The sequence below is a fragment of the Promicromonospora sp. NPDC050249 genome, from assembly GCF_040656015.1.
Taxonomy (GTDB): Bacteria; Actinomycetota; Actinomycetes; order Actinomycetales; family Cellulomonadaceae; genus Promicromonospora.
Genome location: NZ_JBFAKY010000030.1, coordinates 23,654 through 46,303 on the forward strand (window position 1 = coordinate 23,654; position 22,650 = coordinate 46,303).

Annotated in this window: 18 protein-coding genes and 1 pseudogene; 2 read left to right on the forward strand and 17 right to left on the reverse strand. The window is 71.6% G+C overall.

Annotated elements, in window-relative coordinates:
- Nucleotides 1-53 precede the first annotated feature (53 nt).
- From AB0I32_RS21315 to AB0I32_RS21390, 16 genes and pseudogenes are all read right to left on the reverse strand, one after another.
- A complete protein-coding gene (locus AB0I32_RS21315; RefSeq protein WP_357509652.1) occupies nucleotides 54-692 on the reverse strand; it encodes a Trp biosynthesis-associated membrane protein in 639 nt (212 codons plus the stop codon).
- Complete coding sequence (locus tag AB0I32_RS21320) at nucleotides 689-2,320, reverse strand: anthranilate synthase component I (protein ID WP_357509654.1); 1,632 nt, start codon at nucleotides 2,318-2,320, stop codon at nucleotides 689-691. Before AB0I32_RS21320 ends, AB0I32_RS21315 begins: the two co-directional genes overlap by 4 nt.
- Nucleotides 2,317-2,733 (reverse strand): phosphoribosyl-AMP cyclohydrolase, encoded by a 417-nt coding sequence (gene hisI / locus AB0I32_RS21325; RefSeq protein WP_357509656.1) that lies wholly within the window; start codon nucleotides 2,731-2,733, stop codon nucleotides 2,317-2,319. The genes AB0I32_RS21320 and hisI overlap by 4 nt, the downstream gene beginning before the upstream one ends.
- A 606-nt stretch (nucleotides 2,734-3,339) precedes the next feature.
- A complete protein-coding gene (locus tag AB0I32_RS21330; protein ID WP_357509658.1) occupies nucleotides 3,340-4,326 on the reverse strand; it encodes a type IV toxin-antitoxin system AbiEi family antitoxin domain-containing protein in 987 nt (328 codons plus the stop codon).
- Between the two features lie 533 nt (nucleotides 4,327-4,859).
- A complete protein-coding gene (locus AB0I32_RS21335; RefSeq protein WP_357509660.1) occupies nucleotides 4,860-6,752 on the reverse strand; it encodes an ABC transporter ATP-binding protein in 1,893 nt (630 codons plus the stop codon).
- Entirely contained in the window at nucleotides 6,749-8,698 is a 1,950-nt protein-coding gene (locus AB0I32_RS21340) for an ABC transporter ATP-binding protein (protein ID WP_357509662.1), read from the reverse strand. Before AB0I32_RS21340 ends, AB0I32_RS21335 begins: the two co-directional genes overlap by 4 nt.
- Before the next feature lie 200 nt (nucleotides 8,699-8,898).
- Entirely contained in the window at nucleotides 8,899-9,669 is a 771-nt protein-coding gene (gene hisF, locus AB0I32_RS21345; protein WP_357509664.1) for an imidazole glycerol phosphate synthase subunit HisF, read from the reverse strand.
- Nucleotides 9,669-10,637: an FKBP-type peptidyl-prolyl cis-trans isomerase gene (locus AB0I32_RS21350; protein WP_357509666.1), complete on the reverse strand. Its 969-nt coding sequence runs from the start codon at nucleotides 10,635-10,637 to the stop codon at nucleotides 9,669-9,671. Before AB0I32_RS21350 ends, hisF begins: the two co-directional genes overlap by 1 nt.
- 91 nt (nucleotides 10,638-10,728) lie before the next feature.
- Nucleotides 10,729-12,090: a Pup--protein ligase gene (gene pafA, locus AB0I32_RS21355; protein WP_116675647.1), complete on the reverse strand. Its 1,362-nt coding sequence runs from the start codon at nucleotides 12,088-12,090 to the stop codon at nucleotides 10,729-10,731.
- 341 nt (nucleotides 12,091-12,431) lie between these two features.
- A pseudogene (gene prcA, locus AB0I32_RS21360) lies at nucleotides 12,432-13,115 on the reverse strand (proteasome subunit alpha); the annotation flags it as partial.
- Nucleotides 13,112-13,945, reverse strand: a complete 834-nt coding sequence (gene prcB, locus AB0I32_RS21365) for a proteasome subunit beta (protein WP_357509709.1) — start codon at nucleotides 13,943-13,945, stop codon at nucleotides 13,112-13,114. The pseudogene prcA and the gene prcB, both read right to left, overlap by 4 nt.
- Nucleotide 13,946: 1 nt before the next feature.
- Nucleotides 13,947-14,144 (reverse strand): ubiquitin-like protein Pup, encoded by a 198-nt coding sequence (locus AB0I32_RS21370; RefSeq protein WP_116675649.1) that lies wholly within the window; start codon nucleotides 14,142-14,144, stop codon nucleotides 13,947-13,949.
- A 96-nt stretch (nucleotides 14,145-14,240) separates the two neighbouring features.
- Nucleotides 14,241-15,902, reverse strand: a complete 1,662-nt coding sequence (dop, locus tag AB0I32_RS21375; RefSeq protein WP_357509711.1) for a depupylase/deamidase Dop — start codon at nucleotides 15,900-15,902, stop codon at nucleotides 14,241-14,243.
- 142 nt (nucleotides 15,903-16,044) lie between these two features.
- Nucleotides 16,045-17,706, reverse strand: coding sequence for a proteasome ATPase (gene arc / locus AB0I32_RS21380; RefSeq protein ID WP_357509669.1), 1,662 nt, complete (start codon nucleotides 17,704-17,706; stop codon nucleotides 16,045-16,047).
- Nucleotides 17,707-17,847: 141 nt separating this feature from the next.
- Complete coding sequence (locus tag AB0I32_RS21385) at nucleotides 17,848-18,861, reverse strand: tRNA (adenine-N1)-methyltransferase (protein WP_357509671.1); 1,014 nt, start codon at nucleotides 18,859-18,861, stop codon at nucleotides 17,848-17,850.
- Nucleotides 18,862-18,943: 82 nt separating this feature from the next.
- Nucleotides 18,944-20,116, reverse strand: a complete 1,173-nt coding sequence (locus AB0I32_RS21390; protein WP_357509673.1) for a site-2 protease family protein — start codon at nucleotides 20,114-20,116, stop codon at nucleotides 18,944-18,946.
- A gap of 93 nt (nucleotides 20,117-20,209) precedes the next feature.
- On the opposite strand from AB0I32_RS21390, the gene AB0I32_RS21395 reads away from it, so the two are divergent.
- Nucleotides 20,210-21,127 (forward strand): PD-(D/E)XK nuclease family protein, encoded by a 918-nt coding sequence (locus tag AB0I32_RS21395; RefSeq protein WP_357509675.1) that lies wholly within the window; start codon nucleotides 20,210-20,212, stop codon nucleotides 21,125-21,127.
- Between the two features lie 160 nt (nucleotides 21,128-21,287).
- Here the strand turns inward: AB0I32_RS21395 and AB0I32_RS21400 are convergent, their stop codons facing one another.
- Nucleotides 21,288-21,977 carry an HAD family phosphatase gene (locus AB0I32_RS21400; RefSeq protein WP_357509677.1) on the reverse strand — a complete coding sequence of 230 codons (690 nt, stop codon included), beginning with the start codon at nucleotides 21,975-21,977 and terminating at the stop codon, nucleotides 21,288-21,290.
- A 99-nt stretch (nucleotides 21,978-22,076) separates the two neighbouring features.
- Between AB0I32_RS21400 and AB0I32_RS21405 the strand changes: the two genes are divergently transcribed.
- Nucleotides 22,077-22,637, forward strand: coding sequence for an HD domain-containing protein (locus tag AB0I32_RS21405; RefSeq protein ID WP_357509679.1), 561 nt, complete (start codon nucleotides 22,077-22,079; stop codon nucleotides 22,635-22,637).
- The last annotated feature ends 13 nt before the right edge of the window (nucleotides 22,638-22,650 follow it).

Consider the following 22,650-nt stretch of genomic DNA (forward strand, 5'->3'; position numbering starts at 1 on the left):
GGGTGCCTTTCGTGTCGTGCGGTACGCGCTCAGCCTAACCGTTCCAGGTCAGGTCAGCGGCCCGTGGGGTCGTCGCCCCGGGACAGCGCGTCCCAGGCGTCGTGCGGGTCGATCTCGTCGTCGGGTCCGACGGCGGTGCCGTCGTCCGCGGCGGAGGTTCCGGTGGTGGCGCCGGCGCTCGTGCCGGTGGTGGCGCTGCCCGACGCCGCGGTGTCCGCGCGCTCGTGCCGGCCCGACGTCGCCGTCCAGCCGCGCGCCGCGATCGCGCCGCAGACCGCGACGACCACGGCGAGCACACCCGAGGCGACAGCGGCCCACGGCCACGCGGTGAGCGTCACCGGTGACGTGAGCTCGGTGACGCCGCTCGTCGCGGACGCGGCGGCGGTGGCGGCGGGCGTCGGGTCGCCGACGACGACGAGCGTGCTCGCCACCACCAGCACCCCGGCCGCAGCCGCGACCAGCAGGGCCACGTACCGGGCTACCCGGCCGGTGAGCGCGCAGGCGATGCCGGCGGCCAGGAGCACGAGCGCCCCTGCGCCGACCCCCGGCGCGGCCGAGGTGCCTGCGGCGGCTACCGCCACCTCGGGCTCCAGGGCAGTGGTCACCGTGGTCGTGACCCAGGTGGGCGAGCCGGTGCCGAACGTCAGCGCGCCCAGGACCAGCAGTGCGAGGACGGTGCGGGTGCGCGTCACTTGTCGTCCCCGTTGTTCCGCAGCGGGGTCTTCCTCGGCGGGGTCTTCCCCAGCGGGGCGAGCCGGGACGCGAGCTGGATCGCCCGCACCGCCGCGGCGGCCTTGTTGCGCGACTCCGCGTACTCCAGGGCGGGCACCGAGTCGGCGACGATGCCCCCGCCGGCCTGCACGCTGGCGCGGCCGTCCGCGATGTACGCGGTGCGGATGGCGATGGCCATGTCCATGTTGCCGCCGAAGTCGAAGTAGCCGCAGACCCCGCCGTAGATGCCGCGCGAGGCGGGCTCGAGCTCGTCGATCAGGGCGATCGCCCGGGGCTTGGGCGCCCCCGACAGCGTGCCTGCCGGGAACGTCGCCCGCAGCGCGTCCAGGGCGCTGCGGCCGGCGCGGAGCCGGCCCACCACCGTCGAGCACATGTGCATGATGTGGCTGAACCGGCGCACCTTCATGAACTCGACGACCTCGACGCTGGTGGGCTCGCACACCTTCACCATGTCGTTGCGCGACAGGTCGACCAGCATGATGTGCTCGGCCCGCTCCTTCGGGTCGGCCAGCAGCTCCTCGCCCAGCTCTGCGTCCTCCTCGGGGTGGGCGCCGCGCGGCCGGGACCCGGCGATCGGGTAGGTGGTGACGTGGCCGTCGTCCACCTTCACCAGGGTCTCTGGGCTGGAGCCGACCACGGCGAACTCGGCGCCGTCCGGCTTGGCCAGGTGGAAGTAGTACATGTACGGGCTCGGGTTGATGGTCCGCAGCGCCCGGTAGACGTCGAGCGGGTCGGCCGGGCAGTCCAGGTCGAGGCGCTGGGACAGCACCACCTGGAACACCTCACCGTCGCGGATCGCCTCCTTGCCCGCGAGCACCGCGTCCTCGAACTCCTCCTGCGTGGAGCGGAACTCCAGCTGCGGCTCGGGGCCCTCGACGACGACGGAGGTGACGCGCGGCCCGGCCGCCGCCAGCTGCGCCGCCATGGCGTCGAGCCGGGCGACGGCGTCCGCATAGGCCTCGTCGACGCGCTCGTCCGTGGCGTCGGCGTTGATCGCATTGGCGACCAGCCACACGGTCCCCTCCCGGTGGTCCACCACCGCGAGGTCGGTGGCGAGGCACAGGGCGAGCTCGGGCGCGCCCACCTCGTCCGGGGCGGTCGCCGGGAGGGTCGGCTCCCAGTGCCGCACGATGTCCCAGCCCAGCACGCCGGCCAGACCGCCGGTGAGCGGCGGCAGGTTGGCCACGCCGGGCGTGCGGAGCGCCACGAGGGCCGCCTCGAGCACGTCGACGACATCGCCCTCCGTCGGGACCCCGACGGGCACGTCGCCGGTCCAGACGGCACGGCCGTTGTCGCTGGTCAGGGTCGCGCGGGATGCGACGCCGACGAACGACCAGCGCGCCCAGACGCCGGACTCCGCCGACTCCAGGATGAAGCTGCCCGGCTTGCTCTGCGCCAGCGTCCGGTAGAGGCCGACGGGCGTGGCGTCGTCGGCCAGCAGCGGGCGGACCACCGGGATCACCCGGCGGTCGGAGGCCATCTCCCGGAACTCCGGCAGGCTCGGCCAGGTGCGCCCCCAGGGCAGGTCGGCGGGCGCGGTCGCCGCGCGGGCCCCGTGGGGATCGAGCTGGGTGTCGAGCTGGGTCACCGGTGCTCCTCGTATCGCTGGTTGGCGTCCTGCGGCGTGCCGTCGTGCCGGTCGCGTTCGCCGACCACGGCGCCGAGGTCGCCCCCGGCCTCGAAGCAGGTGCGGGTGCCGGTGTGGCACGCGGCGCCGACCTGGTCGACCTGGACCAGCAGGGCGTCGCCGTCGCAGTCCATGCTCACGGCCTTGACGTACTGGGCGTGCCCGGACGTGTCGCCCTTGCGCCAGTACTCCGAACGGCTCCGGGACCAGAAGGTCACCCGGCCCTCGGTGAGCGTGCGGCGCAGGGCCTCGTCGTCCATCCAGCCGACCATGAGCACCTCGCCCGTGTCGTGCTGCTGGACGACGGCGGCGACCAGGCCGGCGTCGTCCCGCTTGAGTCGGGCAGAGATCGTGGGGTCGAGAACTTCGGGCACCTGAGAATCCTGCCACGTCGCGGGCCGACGGCGGTGTGATGTCCGCCGTCGGCCCGCGTCGAGGAGCGATCCGGTCCCGCCACGCCGAACCGACACCTGAACGTCGATCCGGGTGCCGAACCGAAAGTTGAACGTCCATCGGGGTGCCGAACCGTCGCCAACACGTCGATCCGGGTGCCGAACCGAGAGTTGAACGTCGATCGGGGTGCCGAACCGTCGCCGATAGGTCGATCCGGGTGCCGAACCGAAAGTTGAACGTCCATCGGGGTGCCGAACCGTCGCCAACACGTCGATCCGGGTGCCGAACCGAAAGTTGAACGTCGATCTACCGCTCGATGGACGTCCAGCCTTCGGTTCGACACCTTGATCGACGTGTCGGCGACGGTTCGGCGCGGAGAGATCCGGTGTCCGACGGGCAAGCTGCGGTTCGGCACTCGCCGCTGGACGTTCAAATTGCGGTTCGGCGCCGGCCAACGCGTCGGTACTCCGAACAGGACGCTCAGGGGCGACCCACCCTGTCGAACCGCAGGTTGATCAGCTCTCGATGTCGGACGGCGACCGCTTGTCCGGCACTGCGCGCATCGGCACCTATCGGCACTGCGCGCATCACGTCCCGTCGTCCGACGACCTCGGCCCGGGCGATCGCGACAGCCCGTCGTTGTACCTGTCCAACGTCGCGCGGACCTTGCCGGACACCCCGCCGGGCCTGTACACCGCATCCTTGCGGAAGTGCAGGACCACAGCCGAGACAGCAGCGATGTCGTTGTGCCGCTCGGTGTCCGCGGCCAGCGCCGCCACGTCGTGGTGCTCGTCGCTGTCGATCTCCGCGATCAGGATCCGGCCGTCCTTGAACGTCCAGCCGAGATCGCCCCGGCGCACGACGCCGGACAGGTCGCGCACCGGCACCTGCAGCGCGTCCGGCGGCACGCCGTGGTCGACGCAGTCCAGCCGAGCCCGGGACTCGGACGGCGACTCCGCCCGCGCGTCCACCTCGCCGAAGTAGCCGTGCCTGGTCGCGATCCCCCTCCTGCCGCGTGCTCTGTCATGGATCTCGTCGAGCTCGTCCAGAGTGACGAACCCTCTGTTCAGGATGTTGTCCATGACCCCGACCGCATGGAACCGGTCCATCTCCGGCACTGCCTGGACGAGCGCCCAGTCCACGGTCGCCACTGCGATCCCGTCGACCTCGGTGACGGTCATCCCGCCGTCGAACATCCGGGCGTGGATGCCGTCCCGCGAGTAGGCGCGGCGCCCGCCGGGAAGTGCCGCCAGCGGCTCGAGCGTCGTCGGCAGGCCCCAGACACCATGGAGGGCGAGCGCGCATGCGCCGACCACCACGGAGTCGGGCCCGAGCGCGAGCTTCGCCGCGAAGGCAGCCCGACGTCGCCGTCGGTCAGGGTGACGAGACGCGATCGGCGTCGGGTCGGTGTCGTACACACCGCGCGTGACTCTCCGCCACGCTCCCGAATCGAGCAGGCCGGCGACACGCGTGAGTGACACACCGAGCTCGCGGCACTGCGCGGTGGTGATCAGGCCTGCTTGTGCCTCCGCAATGATCGCGAGATCGCTGGGGAGCTCGATCCGTCGTCCCATGCCGCCAGCCAACGCCACCGGACCGAAACGAGAGCGCCTCGTGCAGCCGGCCTGTGCAAGAACGCCGCCCGACGGCGGGTGTGGTCGCGCTCAAAGGGCTCTGCCGCCGTCGACGAGGGCTACCCGGGCCTCTGAGAATTCGGCCGTGATGCACGGCATGCGGCGGCGCGGTCGTCGGTGGCCGTCCGTCCCATGGACCCGGTCGGCGGTCGCTGTCCGTCCCGTGGGCGCGCGCAGAGGCCGCCCGTCGCTCGCCGTCCGACACACTGCGTGGCCGTGCCGCCGAACCGCCACGTACAGGTCTTCTGGACCAGTCCGCTCGACGTCGAACCGAAGCTCGCGCGTGAGTCCGCCAGCGCCTTCGGCGCCGAACCGAAACCTATCTGTCCATCCGGGTGTCGAGCCGAAACCTGCACGTCCGGATCGAGCCGAATGAACGTGCAGGTTGCGGTTCGGCGCGGTGATGGGGCGTTAGGTTGCGGTTCGGCGCGCTGGTGGGGGTCAAGGTTCGGTTCGGCGCCGGCGACGAGTCTCTATCGAGTCTGGGCCACCCAGCTCGCGTGCATGCGGGCGTAGATGCCGTCCGCCGCAGCGAGCTCGTCGTGCGGGCCGACCTCGGCGACGTGGCCCTCGTCGACCACCACCACCAGGTCGGAGGCCTCGGCGGTCGAGAGCCGGTGCGCGATGGTGATCGTGGACCGGCCGGCCGTGAGCGAGTCCAAGGCCCGCGCGATGCGGACCTCGGTCGCGGGGTCCACCGCCGACGTCGCCTCGTCCAGCACGAGCAGGTCCGGCTGGGCGAGGTAGGCACGGGCGATCGCGACGAGCTGCCGCTCCCCCGCCGACAGCGACTCGCCCCGCTGGCCGACCTCGGTCTCCAGCCCGTCGGGCAGGTCGGCGACCCAGTCCGACAGGCCGAGCTCGGCGAACGCCTGCTCGACGGCGGCACGCGTCGCGGCCTGGGTCTCGACAGGCTCTGCCGACGACGAGGGCTCGACCGACGACGCCACCGAGCCCCGCAGCCCGTACGCCGCGTTCTCGAGCACCGTCCCGTCGAACAGGAAGCCCTCCTGCGGCACCAGCACCACCCGCTCGCGCAGCGACGCGAACGCCAGGTCGCGCAGGTCCACGCCGTCCAGCTCGACCGCGCCCGCCGTCGGGTCCATGAGGCGCGTGACGAGCTTGGCGATGGTCGTCTTGCCGGACCCGGTCTGTCCCACCACCGCGACCTTGGTGCGCGGCGGCAGGTCGAGCGTCACGCCGTGCAGCACCTCGGGGCCGTTCGGGTAGGAGAACCGGACGTCGCGCAGCGTCACGCGGGCGGGCCCGCGCTCCTGCGTCACCGCGTCCGGCTTCTCGGCCACCTGCACCGGGGTGTCGATGACGGCGATGACCCGGCGCCAGCCGGCCACCGCGTTCTGCAGCTCGTTGAGGATCTCTGTGGCCATCTGCACCGGCCCGGTGAACAGCTGCACCAGGAACAGGAAGGCCACGAGCTGGCCCGCCGTCAGGCCGCCGCCCACGCCGAGCAGCGTCCCGACGACCACCACGATCGCCAGCACGAGGTTCGAGATGAGGACGCCCGACGAGAAGGTCGCCGCGACCAGGATCTGGGACCGGGCCTGCGCCCGGCGGGTGTCCTCGACGGCGGCACCGATGCGCCGTCCGGTGCGCTCCGACACACCGTACGCGCGCACCGTCTCGGCGCCGACGACGGCCTCGGAGATCGCGCCGAGCATCGCCCCGACCCGCTCGCGCACCAGCGTGTAGGCGCGGTTCACGTACTTCTGCCCGAACCGGATGATGAGGAACATCGGGATGAAGGCGACCCACACCACCGCCGTCAGGATCGGCGAGTAGACGAGCATCAGCCCGGTCGCCACCACGATCTGCAGGGCGCTGACGAGCAGCATGATGCCGCCCCACTGGACGAACAGCGACACCGTGTCGACGTCGTTGGTCACGCGCGAGACCAGCGCGCCCCGCCGCTCGGTGTTCTGCGTCAGCGTCGAGAGGTCGTGCACGTGCCGGAACGCCTTGACGCGCAGCGTCGCGAGCCCGGCCTCGGCCGAGCGGAACAGGCGCACGTTGACGAGCGCCGCGCACAGGCCGGCCAGCACGAGCGCGCCCGCCGCCAGCGACGCGAGGAGCGCCACCCGGCCCACCTCGGGCCCGGCGTCGGCGAGGATGCCGACGTCGATGGTCTGCTGCACCGCGAGCGGCACCACCACGCGGCCGACGGCGGCGAGCGACGCCAGGCCGAGCGTCAGCCACATCCCCCTGGCGATCTCGGGGCTGATCTCGATGCCCCGGCGCAGCGTCGCGAAGACACCGAGGTTGCTCGTCGACTCGATGCGGGTGCCGTCGGCATCGAGCAGGTCCTCCGGCACGTCGGTCGCTTCACGCTCGTCCGTCGCCGCGGTCATCCGGCCACCTCTTCCAGCTTCTCGTCCAGCACACCGGCGGCAGCGGCGTCGGCCCGTTCCTGCTCCCTGCGTTCCGTCTCGACCTCGTAGGCCGTGGCGAGCTCGCGGTAGCCGGGGTCGCGCGCCATGAGCTCGTCGTGCGTCCCGGCGTCGACCACGCGGCCGCCCTCGACGTGGATGACGCGGTCGGCGAGCGCCACCGACGACATCCGGTAGGCGACCATGATCACCGTGGTGCCCGGCGCCTGCCCGGGGTCCGCACCTGTCGCTGGGACTGCCTGGTCAGCAGCAGCCTGGTCAGCGGCCCGTTCGTCGGCCCGGTCCGCCAGTCCGCGCAGGATCTCCTGCTCCACGCGCGGGTCGACGGCGCTGGTCGCGTCGTCGAGCACGAGGAGGCGAGGGCTGCGCACCAGGGCGCGCGCTATCGCGAGGCGTTGCCGCTGTCCGCCGGACAGGTTGGCGCCGCGCTCGCCGAGCGGCGCGTCGAGGCCGCCGGCGAGCTCCCGCACGGTGTCCGCGAGGCGGGCGAGCCGCAGGGCTTCCCAGACCTCGTCGTCGGACGGCGCGCCGGGCGCTCCCTCGTCGGCAAGGGTCACGTTGGCGCGCACCGTGTCCTCGAAGATGAACGTGGTCTGGGTGACGAACGCGACCTGGGCCGGGATCTCGCCCTCGGCAAGGGTCCGCGCGTCGGTGCCGTCGAGCAGCACGCGCCCGCGCGTGGGGTCGGACAGCCGGGCCAGGAGGCTCACCAGCGTGGTCTTGCCGGCGCCGGTGGTGCCGACGACGGCGACCGTCGTACCGGGCTCGACGTTCACGTCGACGCCGTCGAGCAGGGTGATCGACCGACCGCGGGCGCCACTGATCGCGGGGACGTCGACGCCGACGTCCTCCAGGCGGACGGCGAGGCCGGGCTGGCCGGGAGTCCGGGGCAGGCGGGCGTCGCCGTACTCGAGGGCGCCCGTCGAGTCGACGACCTGCGCGATGCGCTCGTAGCCGACCAGGGCACGCGGCAGCTCCCCGAGCACCCAGCCGAACGCCTGCACGGGCACCGTCATCATGGTGAGCAGGTAGGCCGCGGTGACGATGTCCCCTGGCTCGACGTCACCGGTGGAGATGCGCCACGTGCCGACGCCGAGCACCAGCAGGGTGCCGACCGCCGGCAGGGTCTGGATCACCGGGTCGAACAGCGAGCGGACGATGCCGACGCGCACGTTCGCGGCGCGCAGCTCCTGCGTGCGCGCGTCGAACCGGTCCTCCTCGCGGTCCTCGGTGCCGAGCGACTTGACCAGCAGCGCCGCCTCGAAGCTCTCGTGCGCCGCGTCGGCGACGTCGCCGCGCAGGCGCTGCGCCCGGGTCACCGCGGGTGACATGTGCCGCTGGTAGACGGCGTTCACGCCCACCGTGACGGGGATGACGGCGAGCGCCGCGAGCGCCAGCCAGGGGTCGATCGTCAGGAGCAGGACGATCGAGACGCCGATCATGACCACGACGCCGAGCGCGAACGGCAGCGGGTTGAAGACGCCGGTGGCGGCCTCGGTGTCCGAGGTGGTGTGGTTCAGGAGCTGGCCGGCCGGGTGCGCCCGGTGCCACGAGGCAGGCAGGCGCAGGTACTGGCGGGTCAGTGCGGTGCGGTGGCCGGCCTGGATGCCCACGAAGCCGTAGCCCGCCCAGATGCGGCGTGCGGCGACGGACACGGCGAGCGACAGTGCGACGGCGCCGAGCACGAGGCCGCCGAGCCAGACCCGGTCGCGGGCGACCTCGTCGCCGGCGATGGCGGGGACGACGACGGAGTCGGTGGCCCAGCCGACCGCGCGGCTCACGCCGACGGTGAGGGCGCCGAACATCGCCGAGGCGCCGACGGCCAGGACGTAGATGCCGGGGTGGGCGCGCATACCGCGCCACATGAGTGCGAGCGACCGGCGCACACGAGAGCCGGTCAAGGCCATCGGTCTGGATCGCGGGGCGTCTGGGGGCACGGAAAGACCTCGCTTCCTCGGGGACAGCAGAATTTTCTCACGGCACGGGAATCGATTCGACAGTTTTTCGCCGCAGGCGTCGTCGACGTTAGGACCTCGACTTTGGTTGAGGTCAAGGAGGGGTCCCGACAGGCTCGGTCCGCGGTGGTCGAGCCTGTCGAGACCTGGCGTCAGCGGACGTCGATGCCCGCCGCGCGCATGGCGTCCTTGACCTGGCCCACCGTCAGCACGCCGAAGTGGAACACCGACGCGGCGAGGACGGCGTCCGCCCCTGCTTGCGCCGCCTCCACGAAGTGCTGGGGCGTGCCGGCGCCGCCGGACGCGACGAGCGGTACGTGCACCCGATCCCGCACGGCGCGGAGCATCTCCAGGTCGAATCCGGCGGTGGTGCCGTCGGCGTCCATCGAGTTGAGCAGGATCTCCCCGGCCCCCAGCACGGCTACCTTCTCCGCCCACTCGACGGCGTCGATCCCGGTCCCGCGCCGTCCACCGTGCGTGGTGACCTCGTAGCCGGAGGGGGTGGTGACGTCGCCCGTGACGCGGCGCGCGTCGACGCTCAGCGTCAGCACCTGCGAGCCGAACCGCTGGGCGATCTCGGCGATCAGCTCGGGCCGCGCGATCGCGGCGGTGTTCACGCCGACCTTGTCGGCGCCCGCGCGCAGCAGCCGGTCCACATCGTCGGTGGAGCGGACGCCGCCGCCCACGGTGAGCGGTACGAACACCTGCTCGGCGGTGCGGCGCACGACGTCGACCATGGTCTCCCGGTCGCCGGACGAGGCCGACACGTCCAGGAACGTGAGCTCGTCGGCACCCTCGGCGTCATACCGGCCGGCGAGCTCCACCGGGTCCCCGGCGTCCCGCAGGTCGGCGAAGTTGACGCCCTTGACCACTCGGCCCGCGTCAACGTCCAGGCACGGGATCACGCGGATCGCGACAGACATCAGCCCTCCTTCTTCTCAGGTTCGTCCTCGGTACCCGCCTCGCGCGGATCGAGTGTGTGGGGGTCGGGCTCGTGCGCGTCGAGGATGTCGACCACGTACACCACCGTCTCGCCGGCCAGCTGGCTCTTCGTGTTGGCATGACCGTCCTGCGGTGGCACCACCAGCATGACCTGGGAGCCGACGGTCTGTTCCACCAGCCCCTGGTCCCAGCCCTCGACCAGCCTGCCGATGCCGATCTCCGCGGACTGCGGCGGCGCGCCCTCGGTCCACGTCGTGTCGACCACGCCGCCGTCGCTCCAGCGCACGGCGGTGAACTCGACGGTCAGGATCTGACCGGCGCGCACCTGTTGCCCGGACCCGCGGATCAGCGGGTGCACGACCAGCTCGGACGGCGGCTCGACGCCGCGCGGGACGCGTACGGTCGGCGCTCCGAGGTCGTCGAGGCGTACCTGCGGCAGGCTGCTGCCCGGTGCCTCCCCCGCGACGCCCGACGCACGGGTGGGCAGCACGTCGACGACCAGCAGCACCGGGACGCCGTCCTGCTCCTCCATGAGCGCGAGGCGGGCCCCGACGCGCTCACCCTCGAGCGACTCGAAGAGATGGCTGCCGAGCGACTTCTCGGTCATCGTGTACGCCGCGGGCGCGGTCTGGAAAGTGTTCTGCAGCTCCGTGCCGTCCCTGCCGTCCTGCGCGTAGAGGTTCAGCAGCACCGGGTCGTCACGCTCCAGCACGTCCCCCGTACCTGGCCAGACCGTACGCGAACCCGGCTGCACGACGGCGAACGGCTTCTCGTACTCGAGCGTGGGCGGGGCCCCGCTCGTGCCCGTGACCTGCAGCGGCGCCTGCGATGCGGTGGACGTCGGCGGGGGGCCGACCTCCACCGGCAAGGACGCGGGTGCGCACGCCGTGGTCACCGCCACCGCCGTCGCTGCCAGCGCACCGACGATGACGCGTAACCAGGAACTCACCAGCCGATTCTCCCACGACGCGACAGCGCCCCCGGAACAATCGGTGCCCCGGGACCGACCCTGTGGCCGCTCCCGGGGCACCCGCTGGTGGTCACATGCTCTCGATCAGGCGCTCCACCCGGTCGTCGACGCTCTTGAACGGGTCCTTGCACAGCACCGTGCGCTGCGCCTGGTCGTTCAGCTTGAGGTGTACCCAGTCCACCGTGTAGTCCCGGCGGGCCTCCTGGGCCGCCCGCACGAAGTCGCCGCGCAGCTTGGCCCGGGTGGTCTGCGGCGGCAGGGCCGTGGACTCGAAGACCTCCAGGTCGGTGGTGACCCGCTCGACCATGCCGCGGGCTGCGAGCAGGTTGTACAGGCCCTCGGTGCGGGAGATGTCGTGGTAGGCCAGGTCGAGCCGGGCGATGCGCGGGTCGTCGAGGCCCATGCCGTGCTTCTCCTGGTACCGCCGGATGAGCTTGAGCTTGATGGCCCAGTCCAGCTCCCGGTCGATGAGCGACAGGTTCTCCGCCTCCAGCGCGCGCAGCCCGCGCTCCCACAGGTCGAGCACCTGCTTGACCACCGGCGTGACCTCGAGGTTCGCCTCCACGAGCTCACGGGCACGCTCGTAGTACTCCGACTGGATCTCGATGGCCGTCATGGTCCGGCCGTTGGCCAGCGTCACGGCGTGCTTGCCCGTGCGGTCGTGGCTGATCTCCCGGATGGCGCGGATCGGGTTCTCGAGCGTGAGGTCCCGCATCGGGACCCCGGCCTCGACCAGCCGCAGCACCAGGTCCGTCGAACCCACCTTCAGCATCGTGGTGGGCTCGGCCATCGAGGAGTCGCCGACGATGACGTGCAGCCGGCGGTACAGCTCGGCATCGGCGTGTGGCTCGTCGCGCGTGTTGATGATGGGACGCGACCGTGTGGTCGCGCTGGAGACCGCCTCCCAGATGTGGTCGGCGCGCTGCGACAGGCAGAACACCGCGCCGCGCGGCGTCGAGAGCACCTTCCCCGCCCCGACCAGGATCTGCCGCGTGATGAGGAACGGCACGAGCACGTCGGACAGCCGCGAGAAGTCTCCCGACCGCCGCACCAGGTAGTTCTCGTGGCACCCGTAGGAGTTGCCCGCCGAGTCGGTGTTGTTCTTGAACAGGTGGATCTTGCCCGGCAGGTCCTCGTGCTCGAGGCGCTGCTGCGCGTCCGCCACGAGGCCTTCGAGGATGCGTTCACCGCCCCGGTCGTACGAGACGAGCTGGCGCACGTCGTCGCACTCCGCCGTCGCGTACTCGGGGTGCGATCCCACGTCGAGGTAGAGGCGGGAGCCGTTCCTCAGGAACACGTTCGAGGAACGGCCCCACGCCACCACCTTCCGGAACAGGTAGCGGGCGACCTCGTCGGCAGACAGGCCACGCCCGTCGTCGGCAGCGCACGTCACGCCGTACTCGGTCTCGAGACCGAAGATCCTGCGGTCCATGGACTTCCCCTCCCTGTTCGCGGAACGTGCTGCTATCGGTCGGTGCCGGGCGAGTCGCCGGACGTACCCGGCCCCTCGTCGGGCTTTTCCTCGCTCGGGGACTCGTCGGTGGTGTCGTCCGCCGGGGCTGCCGCCCCGGCGTCCGGCGTGGTGGTGTCGGCCTCGGTCTCCGTGTCGGTCGCGCTGCTCGTCTCGGCAGCGTCGGCCGGGTCAGCCGTCTCCGGCGGCACCGTGTCCGCCGTGCCCAGGCCCGGCGTCGCCGAGCCCACCGCGACGTCGTCCGACGGCGGAAGGTCGTCGGACGGCACCGCTTCGCCCTCCGCGGGCTCCGCGCCGTCGGCGAGCAGGTCGGCCAGGACCTGACGCGTCAGACGTCGGAACGACCGCCGGGGCCGGTCCCGCTCCAGGACGGCCACCTCGAGCTGGGCCGCCTCGATGGTGCGCGACGCCGAGCCCTCGCCCGAACCCAGGGCCGCCACGGCGAGCCGCAGTGCCTCGCCGAGCGACATGTCCTCGCGCCAGCCCTCCTTGACGCGCCGGCCGAGCTGCTCGGCCTGCCCGCCCATGACGACGAAGCCGTGCTCGTCCGCCACCGTGCCGTCGTAGGTGAGCCGGTAGATCTGGTCGTCCGCCGACTCGGCACCCACCTCGGCGACGACGATCTCCACCTCGAGGGGCTTCGACTCGGTGATGAACACGGTGCCGAGCGTCTGTGCGTACGCGTTCGCCAGGCCCCGCGCCGTCACGTCGGACCGGTCGTAGGAGTAGCCGCGCATGTCGGCGTACCGCACGCCGGCCACCCGCAGGTTCTCGAACTCGTTGTACTTGCCCACGGCCGCGAAGGCGATGCGGTCGTAGATCTCCGAGATCTTGTGCAGCGCACGCGAGGGGTTCTCGGTGGCGAACGCGATACCGCCGTCGTAGGCGAGCACCACCACGGACCGTCCGCGGGCGATGCCCTTGCGGGCGAAGTCCGCCCGGTCCTTCATCAGCTGCTCGGGCGAGACGTAGAACGGCATGTTCATGCGAGGTGCCCCCTCTCTCGGCGCTGCGCCACGATGTGCTCCGCAACACGAGCGACTTCCGCGTCCTCGATGCGCTGGTAACCGTCGGCGGACACCGTGGCGACCACGGGGAAGATCCCGCGGACGGTGTCGGGACCGCCCGTCGCGGAGTCGTCGTCCGCGGCGTCGTACAGCGCCTCGACCGCCACATGGACAGCGGCCTCCGCGTCCATCCCACGCCGCCAGAGCTTCTTCATGGCGCCCCTGGCGAAGAGCGAGCCGGAGCCGATGCCGTGGTGCTCGTGCTCCTCGTAGCGACCGCCCGTCGCGTCGTAGCTGAAGATGCGGCCGGTCTCCTTGTCCAGGTCGTAGCCGGCGAACAGCGGCACGACCGCCAGCCCCTGCATCGCCATGGGCAGGTTGGCGCGCAGCATCGTGGCCAGGCGGTTCGCCTTGCCCGTGAGCGAGAGCAGCGACCCCTCGATCTTCTCGTAGTGCTCGAGCTCGAGCTGGAAGAGCCGCACCAGCTCCAGCCCGATACCTGCCGAACCGGCGATGCCCACTGCCGAGTACTCGTCGGCAGGGAACACCTTCTCGATGCTGCGGCTGGCGATCATCGGCCCGGCGGTCGCACGGCGGTCACCCGCCAGCAGGACCCCGCCGTCGAAGGTGAGCGCCACGATCGTGGTGGCGTGCGGGGCAAGGGTCGCCGGGTCGGTCACGCCGGCGGGCATGACCCGGTTCCCAGGCAGGCGGTCAGGGGCGTGCTCGGCCAGGAAGTCCACGAAGGACGACGATCCCGGACGCAGGAAGGCGTCCGGGAGTCGTCCTGTGGTGCGGTCTGCGCTCAGGTCACTGCCCACCCTTCTGGACGAATCCACGAACGAACGACTCGGCGTTGGTCTCCAGCACCTCGTCGATCTCCTCCAGCAGGGCGTCGACCTCGTCGTCGTCCTTCTGCGCCGCCGCTGCGGCGGGCGCCGGGGCCTCCGCGTCGTCGTCCGGAGTGCGGTCCTCGTGTGACGGGTTGATTCTTTCCTGACCGGCCATGATCGCCTCCTGGTGATTCACTGACGTATTACTGGTCTCGAAGCCTAGGCCCTGACCTCATGTATTGACCCTAGGCGGTGACACTGACATCCACGGTCACCTTCTTCCGGAGAGTCCCGCGAGCAGGGTCGCGGCGTCGGGGCTCGCATCGAGCAGCGCGCCGATGTGGCGGCGCGTGCCGCGGGTCGGGTCGAGCATCGGCACGCGCTGCAGGGCCTGCGACCCGTCGACGTCGAAGATGACCGAGTCCCAGCTCGCCGCGGAGATCTGACTCCCGTACCGAGCCATCACCTCACCCCTGAAGTAGGCGCGGGTGTCGGTCGGCGGGTGCTGCACCGCTCGCGCGACGCTCTCCTCGTCGACCAGCCGGTCCACCGCCCCCTTGGCGAGCAGCCGGTGGTAGATGCCCCGCTCGGGCCGCACGTCGGACCACTGCAGGTCCATGGCGTGCAGGCGCGGGTGGTCCCACTCCAGGTTGTCGCGCGAGCGCAGGCGGTCCAGCAGCCGCAGCTTCGCGACCCACTCGACCTCGCGCGCGCAGGACGCCGGATCCGTGCCCAGCCGTTCGACGACGGACGCCCAGCGGTCGAGCACGGCGTCCGATTCCGCGTCCGTACCGAGCACCTTCAGTGACCGCCGGACGATGTCGGTGACCTCGCCCTGGACCTCCAGCGCGGTCATGGTCCTGCCGTCCGCCAGGTCGAGCCGCGCGGTCAGCGCGAGGTCGCGCGAGACCTTCTGCACGTCGCTCACCGGGTCGGCCAGCCGGAGGGCGCCGAGCTCTGTCCGCGCGTCGACACCGGCCTCTGCCAGCTCGTCGAGGTGCTCCAGCACCCACAGCACGAGCGACGTCGTGCCCATCTTGAGGTAGGTGGGCACCTCCATCAGGTTCGCGTCGCCGAGGATGAGGTGGAGGCGGCGCCACCGCTGCCGATCGGCGTGCGGCTCGTCGCGAGTGTTGACGATGGGCCTGCGCAGCGTGGTCTCGAGGCCGATCTCGGCCTCGATGTAGTCGGCGCGCTGGGAGATCTGGTAGCCGGCGGTGCCGCTCGTCGCGCCGAGGCCCACGCGGCCGGACCCCGTGAACACCTGCCGGGTGACGAGGAACGGGGTGATGAGCTCGGCGAGCGTCGTGAAGGGCAGCGACCGGTCCACGAGGTAGTTCTCGTGGGTGCCATAGCTGGCACCCTTGCCGTCCACGTTGTTCTTGTACAGCACCACCTCGCTGCCCGGGAAGCCCGCGAGCTCCCGCAGGGCCGCGAGCATGACCCGCTCCCCTGCGACGTCCCAGCGCACGATGTCCTCGGGCGACATGACCTCGGGCGAGGAGTACTCGGGGTGGGCGTGGTCCACGTACAACCGGGCGCCGTTCGTCAGGATGACGTTCGCGGCGCTCGGGTCGTCGTACTCCTCGGCGGCGGGCCGCTCGACCTCCTGCGTCGAGCCGGACCGGCGTCGGCCACGGCCGGGCAGACCAGGCTCCACGACCGGCACCTGCCCGGTCACCGGGCCCGACGGCGCGGGCAGCGCCGGGTCGTCGGTCAGCATCGAGGGCTGCGCCGAGGCGCGGTCGAGATGGAACCCGCGCGCGTCCTGCAGCGGGTCCTCGTCGTCGTAGTCCCAGCGAGCCTTGCCGCCCCGGCCCTCGGAACGCGTGGAGATCGCCCGGTAGGTCGTCACCACCTGGCTGGAGAGCAGCATGGGGTTGGCCAGTGGACGGCCTGGCTGCAGGACTCCGTACTCGGTCTCTATGCCCATCACACGACGTACGCTCACGTTCACCACCCTATGCCGCAGTAGTCCCGCTGGTCGGTCACTTGATCAGCCGCGCTGACCGGTCCCGTCGGCGAGGCAGGGTCCGCGCCCGCCGGACGGACGCGGACCCTGCCTCGACGTGCTGTCAGAGGTACTGACCCGTGTTCTGGACGGTGTCGATGGTGCGCGGCGTGGCGCCCTCGCCCTTCTTCTGGACGATGGTGCGGATGAAGACGATGCGCTCGCCCTTCTTGCCGCTGATGCGCGCCCAGTCGTCGGGGTTGGTCGTGTTCGGGAGGTCCTCGTTCTCCTTGAACTCGTCGACGCACGCGGTCAGGAGGTGGTCCACACGGATGCCCTTCTGCCCCGTGGCCAGGAAGTCCTTGATCGCGTTCTTCTTGGCACGGTCGACCACGTTCTGGACCATCGCGCCCGAGTTGAAGTCCTTGAAGAAGAGGGTCTCCTTGTCCCCGGACGCGTAGGTGACCTCGAGGAACTGGTTCTCCTCGTCCTCCGAGTACATCCGCGACACGACCGACGTGATCATGCCGTCGAGCGCCTCGGCCATGTTGTTGCCGTACTCGGCCAGGTCGTCGGGGTGGATCGGCAGGTCCTTGGTGAGGTACTTGCCGAAGATCTCCTTGGCCCCCTCGGCGTCGGGCCGCTCGATCTTGATCTTCACGTCGAGGCGTCCTGGGCGCAGGATGGCCGGGTCGATCATGTCCTCGCGGTTGGACGCGCCGATGACTATGACGTTGTCGAGCCGCTCCACGCCGTCGATCTCCGCGAGGAGCTGAGGCACGATGGTGGTCTCCACGTCGGAGGAGAGACCCGTACCGCGGGTGCGGAACAGGGACTCCATCTCGTCGAAGAAGACGACGACGGGCATGCCCTGGCTGGCCTTCTCCCTGGCGCGGGCGAAGATCAGCCGGATGTGCCGCTCGGTCTCACCGACGTACTTGTTGAGCAGCTCCGGACCCTTGACGTTCAGGAAGAAGCTCTTCGCGTTGGGGTCGCCCCCGTTGGCGCGGGCCACCATCCCGGCGAGGGAGTGTGCGACGGCCTTGGCGATGAGCGTCTTGCCGCATCCGGGCGGGCCGTAGAGGAGCACACCCTTGGGCGGGCGCAGCCCGTGCTCCCGGAACAGGTCGGGGTGCGCGAAGGGCAGCTCGACCGCGTCGCGGATCGCCTCGATCTGCGGGCCGAGGCCACCGATGTCCTCGTACTCGATGTCCGGGACCTCTTCGAGCACCAGCTCCTCGACCTCGGACTTGGGCACGATCTCGAACACGAAGCCGCTGCGCGTGTCGACCGTGAGCGAGTCGCCCACCCGGAGCGGGGAGTCCATCAAGGAGCCGGCGAGGCGCACCACCCGCTCCTCGTCAGCGCGACCGACCACGAGCACGCGGTCACCGCCCAGCATCTCCTTGACGGTCACCAGCTCGCCCGTGCGCTCGTACTCGCCCGCCCCGACGACCGTCATGGCCTCGTTGAGCTTGACCTCCTGGCCCGGGCTCAGTCGCGTGACGTCCAGGCTCGGGCTCGCGGAGACGTGCATCTTGCGGCCGGCGGAGGAGATGTCCACCGAACCGTCGGTGTGCGCCCCCAGGAACACGGCGTACGTGCCCGGCGGCTTGGCGAGATCGTCGAGCTGCTTCTTCAGCTCGACGATCTGATCGCGCGCTGCCCGGAGCGCCTCCGCCAGACGCTCGTTCTTGGCTGAGAGGAGGGCAATCTGGCGCTCGTAGTCGCGGTTTGGCAAAGACTCGTTCTCGGGATGGTTGTATCCTGACGTGTTCTCGGTCATGACATCCCCTCTCGTAGGGCCCGGGAGGCGACCATATGACGCAAACGCCTCCGAGAACAGCACCTTAAGCACAGTCACTGACACACCGGGAGTAAGAACACCCGTTTGAGACGTCCGAGGTACGCGATCGTTACAGCCCGTTCACGCGGGCGGGAGGTTCGCGTCCTCAGGTGCCACGCCCAGGTCACGGCGAACCTTACGGACCTTCTTGTCCGATATGGCACGCTCCCCCAGCTCCTCGGGAGTCCACTCCGCTTCGGCAGTCGCGGGGTACGCACCCTTGGCAGGACGCCGTTTCCGCTCGGGTGCGACCACCCCGTCGGCCATCCGGCGGGCGATGATGAGGAAGCCCGTGTGGCCGATCATCCGGTGCTCGGGACGCACGGCCAGACCCTCGAGGTGCCACCCGCGGATCATCGTCTCGAAGGCCGCCGGCTCGGTGAACCGACCGTCCGCACGCAGATCTTCCGCTGTGCGCGAAAGTTGGGTCGTGGTGGCCACGTAGCAGACGACGACGCCGCCGGGCGCGAGCGCCGAGGCGACCGCTTCGACGTTCTCCCACGGTGCGAGCATGTCCAGGACCACGCGGTCGACGGTGCCCGGCTCGGCCACCTCTGGCAGCACGTCGGAGAGGTCGCCGACGGACAGCTCCCACGCCGGGTGCGGCCCGCCGAAGAAGGTCTCGACGTTGCCCTTGGCGATCGCCGCGAAGTCCTCGCGCCGCTCGATCGAGTGCACGTGCCCGGCGTCGCCGACCGCACGCAGCAGGGACATCGTCAGCGCGCCGGAGCCGACGCCGGCCTCGACGACGCGCGCGCCCGGGTAGATGTCGGCCATGGCGACGATCTGCGCGGCGTCCTTCGGGTACACGACGGCGGCACCGCGGGGCATCGACAGCACGTAGTCGGCCAGCAGCGGGCGCAGGGCGAGGTACTCGATGTTGGCGGTGTTGACCACCACGGAGCCCTCGGGCTGCCCGATGAGCTGCTCGTGCTGGAAGTAGCCCCGGTGCGTGTGGAACGTGCCGCCGGGCTGCAGCGTGATGGTGTGCAGGCGATTCTTGGGGTCGGTCAGCTGGACCTTGTCGCCCACGCGGAACGGGCCGCGGCGCTGCTCGGCGCCGGTGGCGACAGGGGTGTCGGTGGGTGTGGTCACGACCGACCATCCTAAGCGCTGGGCCGGGACAGCGCGTGCGCCGGGCTGGATCCTGGAGCCGGGCGGGGCGTCGGGCGGGGCGTCAGGTGGCGCGGATCGCCCGTGCGACGTCGGCGAGGTCGAGCACCCCGGTGACCCGGCCGTCGTCGACGACCGGGACGAGCCTGGCTCCGCCCGACCGCTGGGCCAGCCGCGTGAGCAGGTCGGTGCCCGACAGCGCCGGGGGCACGGCCGACCCGGGCACGAACGGCACGGCCACGGCGTCGACCAGGGTCAGGCCGCGGGCCGACTCCGGGACCGCCGTGACGGCGCCGCCGTCGATCACCGCGATGGGGACGCCGCCGTGCCCCACGACCACGACGTAGTGGGACGGCGTGCCGCCGCCCGCTGCCGCAGCCCGGGCCTCGAGCGCGTCGGCGACGGTGGAGCCGAGCGGCACGAGGACGGCGGGCCCGGCGAGCCCGGCGGCGGTCAGACCGTCGACCGCCTCCCTGCGGCGGCCGTTCGTGATCGCGGCGCCCGCACCGGCCCAGAGGAACGCCCCGATCAGCGCGGACAACAAGACGTTCGTGATGTCCGGGGTGACGCCCCGCAGGTACGGCACGACCAGCGCCCAGAGCAGGACACCGACTGCGACGACGCGACCGGCCCAGCCGGCCACGACGGTGCCGGTGGTGCGCTTGCCCGTGACGGCCCAGACGATGGCTTCGAGGATCTGGCCACCGTCGAGGGGCAGTCCAGGGAGCAGGTTGAACGCGCCGACGAACGCGTTGGACGCCGCGCCGGCGAACAGCAGGAGCGTCGGCACGTTCAGCACCGGCGAGGCCTGGTACGCGAACCAGAACACCGCCGCGAGCGCCAGGTTCGTCAGGGGTCCGACGACGGCGACCAGGAAGCCGTCGAGCGGCCGGCCCAGGCCGCCGGTGTAGGCGGTGTGGCCGCCCCAGAGCGTGACGGCGAGCTCGGTCACGTTCTGGCCGCGCGCCCTGGCGACCAGTGCGTGCGCGGCCTCGTGCAGGAACACGGAGCCGAACAGGAGCAGCACGAACACGAACGCGACGAGGTAGGCGCCCGCGCCGAGCCCTGGCGCGAGTCTCTGCACGTTGGGCACGAACAGGATCGTCAGGACGAAGGCGGCGAGGAACCAGGACCGCGTGACGATGACAGGTGCCCCGGCCACGCGGCCGATGACGAACCCTTTCGAGCGCTGCGGGGAGGGCGGTGCGGGCGTGGAGGCGGGCTCCGAGGTGGTCACCGGACAAACCTATCCGGCCTGTCGCGCTCGGGGGCGCGGCACGCTGTGGATGGCTGCCCGGGGATGTCGGTGACCGCACCTAGGGTTGGGGCCATGACGACGACGGAGGTATCCCAGGAGCCGGTCCCGGACGTGACGGCGGAGGCGGTCGGCACCGTGTCGGCCGTGCGTGCGCCGTCGCGGCCGCCGGCTCTGTCGCCGTCCCGCGCGAACGACTTCATGCAGTGCCCGCTGCTGTTCCGGTTCCGCACGGTGGACCGGCTGCCGGAGCCCCCGTCGGCCGCCGCCGCGCGTGGGACGCTGGTGCACTCGGTGCTGGAGCGGCTGTACGACGCCCCACTGGGTGAGCGCACGCTGGCCGCGGCGAACGACCTGCTGCCCGGCGAGTGGGACCGGCTGCTGGAGGCGGACGACCGGTACACGTCGCTGTTCACGGACGGGGTCGGCCCGGACGGGCAGGACCGGGCGGGCTGGCTGGCGGGCGCGGGTTCGCTGCTCGGCACGTATTTCACGCTGGAGGACCCGAACCGGCTCGAACCGGCGGAGCGGGAGCTCCTGGTGGAGTCGCAGCTCGACGGCGGCCCGCTGCTGCGCGGAATCGTGGACCGGCTGGACGTCGCGCCGACCGGCGCCGTGCGGGTTGTCGACTACAAGACCGGCAAGTCGCCGCGTCCGGGCTACGAGTCGTCGGCGGTGTTCCAGATGCGGTTCTACGGGCTGGTCCTGTGGCGCGAGCGCGGGGTGCTGCCCAAGATGCTGCAGCTCGTGTACCTGGGTGACGGCCAGGTGCTGCGCGGCGAGCCCACCGTCGAACAGCTGGAGCACACCGAGCAGAAGATCCGCACCATCTGGTCGGCCATCGAGGACGCCGCCCGCACCGGGGTGTGGAAGCCTCGCCGGACGAAGCTGTGCGGCTGGTGCGCGCACCAGTCGCTGTGCCCGGAGTTCGGTGGCACTCCTCCGGAGGTCCCGGACGGTGCGATCCCGCTGCGCCTGGGCATCACCGTGTGACGTCGCGGCGGTACCAACCGTCGGGAGGGCTCGGCGGACGAGCTCGGCGGACGAGCTCGGCGGACGAGCTCAGCGGACGAGCTCAGCGGACGAGCTCAGCGGACGAGCTCAGCGGACGAGCTCAGCGGACGAGCTCAGCGGACGAGCTCAGCGGACGAGCTCAGCCCAGCAGGTCGACGACCTCGCCCGACGCGATCCGCGCGAGCATCTCGAGGTCGATCTGCTTGAGCGAGGCCGCCCGGTTGAGGCCTGGCCGGGGCGGCACGGGCACCTCGGCGGGCACACCGAGGGTGCGCGCGCCCGAGGCGAGCGCGGACGTGATCCCGGGGTGGGAGTCCTCGATGGCCACGCAGTCCTCCGGCCGGGCGCCGAACAGGCCGGCGGCCACGAGGTACGGCTCCGGGTCCGGCTTGCCGTGCGTGACCTCGTCACCGGTGACGAGGTGAGCGAAGGTGCCGGCGGGGGCGCCGTCGGCCACCACCTCGGCCTGGCTGCGGTAGGACATGGTGACGATCGCGCACGGCACCTGCGCGGCGCGCAGCTCCTCGAGCAGCTCCAGGACGCCGGGCCGCCACGGCACACTCTCGCGCAGCTGCTCGTTCACGCGGGCCACGAGCCAGCTCACGATCTCGGCGGGCTCGAGCGGCACGCCGGCGTCGCGCAGCATGGTGCCGGTGGTGAGGAGGGCCTGCCCGACGGCGCCGAGGGCGTCCTCGTGCGTCCAGGTCGCACCGTGTGCCGCGACGATCTCGCGCTCGGCGCGCATCCAGTAGGGCTCGGTGTCGACGAGGGTGCCGTCCATGTCGAACAGGACGGCGGCGGGAAGGACTGCGGAGGAGTCGCGAGGCACCGGCACATCGTAGGTGGCGACCTTGTACGCCCGGTAACCGGCGAGGGTCGCGCGCGTGACGCTCCGCCGAGCCGCGCGGGAATGCCGGACGATAGCGCCATGACGCACACCGCCGCATCCGGCATCGCCGCCTTCACCTTCGAGATGGGCGTGCTCAAGCGCCTGCGTCGCTCCGGCTGGTGGCAGGTCGGGGTACGGGACCCGGAGTCCGTCGCCGAGCACAGCCTGCGGGTCGCGCAGCTCGCCGCGCTGCTGGCCGCCGAGGAGGGCGCCGACCCGGCACGCGCCGCCTACCTCGCGCTCTGGCACGACTCCCAGGAGACCCGCATCACCGACCTGCCCCACACCGCCCGCCCGTACGTCACCAAGCCCGACAACGTCGCGGTCACGCGGGACCAGGTGGCTCCCCTGCCGGCCGCCGCAGCAGCGACGGTCGTCGACGCCGTGACCGAGTTCGAGGCGCAGCAGACGCCCGAGGCGCGTTGCGCGCGCGATGCCGACAAGCTGGAGTGCCTGGTCCAGGCGGTCGAGTACCGGCACAGCGGCCAGGCCGGGGTGCAGGAGTGGATCGACTCGTCCTACGCAGCCCTGCGCACGGAGGTCGCGAAGCGGGTGGCGGATGCCGCCCTCAGCCTGTCCCCCATGAGCTGGCGGGACTGAAGCCGGCACGACT